Origin of the sequence: Roseicyclus sp. (assembly GCF_965662675.1) — a bacterium.
Classification (GTDB): domain Bacteria; phylum Pseudomonadota; class Alphaproteobacteria; order Rhodobacterales; family Rhodobacteraceae; genus Roseicyclus.
Genome location: NZ_CBFIIK010000185.1, coordinates 1 through 1,859 on the forward strand (window position 1 = coordinate 1; position 1,859 = coordinate 1,859).

Below are 1,859 nucleotides of genomic sequence, written 5' to 3' on the forward strand. Positions count from 1 at the left end.
CCGACGGAAAACGCCGCAACCGTCAGGCGGGTGGCGTAAAGCCATGTGTTCATGACGTCAAAGCCGCCATCGACCACGCCCAGCACTTGGGCATCGGGCAATCGGCAGTCGTCAAATTCAAGGATGCAGTTCTTGTAGCCCCGGTGGCTGACGGAGTTGTATCCGTCGCGCACGGTAAAGCCGGGATGTCCGCGATCGACCAGAAAACAGGTGATACGCTTTTTCGGGCCATGGGGCGTGTCATCGACGCCGGTCGCGACGAAGACGATGAAGAAATCGGCGTGATCGGCGCCCGAGATGAAATGCTTGGTGCCGTTGACGACCCAATCGCCGCCATCGCGGACAGCGGAACATTTCATCCCCCGCACATCCGATCCGGCATCGGGTTCGGTCATGGCAAGCGCATCCATCCGCTCACCGCGCACCGCCGGAAACAGGTAGCGCTCGCGCTGCTCGCCTTCACAGGCCATCAAGATGTTCTGCGGCCGCCCGAAGAAATGCGTCAGCGCCATGGAGCCGCGCCCCAATTCGCGCTCGACCAGCGTAAATTCCAGATGGTTGAGGCCACCGCCCCCCACCTCGGTCGGGAAATTGCAGGCCCAAAAGCCCATCTCGATCACCTTGGCACGCAGATCGGCGGCGAGGTCGGGCGGCACGATCCCGGTTTTCTCGACGGCCGCCTCATGGGGGTAGATCTCGGTCTCGACAAAGCTGCGGACCGTGTCGACGATCATCTGCTGTTCTGCGTTCAACCCGAAATCCATGCCGCTGCCCCCCCTTGGCTTCGATGAAAAACGCTAGAAAGCGGCGGGTTTCTACATCATGCTGAAATTGCTTAAAATCATGCAGGATTCGAAATTTTCCGATGCAACGCCAGATCGCGATCCTGCTCTTTCCGAACTTTTCGAACCTGTGCCTTGCCAATGCGGTCGAGCCTTTGCGCGCGGCCAATACGCTCTCGCGCAAGCCCTTGTACAAATGGCAGTTTCTGGGGCTGGAGGGTGGGCCGGTGCTGTCCTCAAGCGGCCTGCCCGTGACGCCCGAGATGACGGTGTCGGACTTGGCCCATGCCGATTACCTCTTTGTCATGCCAAGCTATGGGCATCGCGATTTCACCCGCGCGGCCCATTTGCGCCGGCTGCGGGCTGCGGCGGGGCGATGTGGGGCGCTTGTGGGTCTTGATACGGGTAGCCTCGTTCTGGCCGCCGCCGGGTTGATGGATGGCTACCGCGCCACCTCGCATTGGGATGTGCTGACCGAGTTCGAGGAAAGCTATCCCGAGGTGTCGGTCGTCCAACACCGCTTCGTCATCGACCGCGACCGGCTGAGTTGCGGGGGGGCCACCACCACGATGGAGTTGATGTTGGAACTGATCGCCCAGCATCACGGACCGATGCTCAGCCTCGATGTGGGTGCGCTCTTCATGCATGGCGAACGCCCCGGCGCAGGCCCGCATCTGCCCGGTGTGGCGGGTGACCGGGTGGTGCGCGCCGCCGCCGCCCTGATGCGGCGGCATCTGGAACAGCCCTTGCCCATCCCCGAGATCGCGCGCCGCCTTGGCCTCAGCCAGCGAGGGCTTGAACAGCGCTGCCAGAAGGCTGCGCGGCGTTCCCCGCAAAGCATTTATGGCGCCATCCGCTTGGCCGAAGCGCATCGGCTGGTCCAAGAGACGCGGCTGTCAGTGGCCGAGATCGCGGGGCGCGTGGGCTATGCCGATGCATCGGCCATGACGCGGGGGTTTCGGCGCGAATTCGGGCATGCGCCGCGCGCACTTCGCGCCCCTCAACCCGCCCAATCACTGACGCTGTAGCTGGATTTGGCCAGCCATTCCGGGTTGATTTCCACCCCCCAGCCCGGCG

Annotated in this window: 2 protein-coding genes; one reads left to right on the forward strand and one right to left on the reverse strand. The window is 63.2% G+C overall.

Going from position 1 to position 1,859, the window contains the following annotated elements; translation table 11 throughout:
- The coding region (locus tag ACTG4J_RS15330) for an acyl-CoA dehydrogenase family protein (RefSeq protein WP_439140598.1) at nt 1–764 on the reverse strand (764 nt) is incomplete at its 3' end.
- A gap of 101 nt (nt 765–865) precedes the next feature.
- On the opposite strand from ACTG4J_RS15330, the gene ACTG4J_RS15335 reads away from it, so the two are divergent.
- The gene (locus ACTG4J_RS15335) at nt 866–1,810 is read left to right on the forward strand and encodes a GlxA family transcriptional regulator (protein ID WP_439140599.1); all 945 of its coding nucleotides are present in this window, start codon (nt 866–868) and stop codon (nt 1,808–1,810) included.
- Nucleotides 1,811–1,859: the final 49 nt, after the last annotated feature.

Coding starts and splice junctions, on each gene's coding strand:
- ACTG4J_RS15335 (WP_439140599.1), top strand. CDS start 866: ATGCAACGCCAGATCGCGATCCTGCTCTTTCCGAACTTTTCGAACCTG.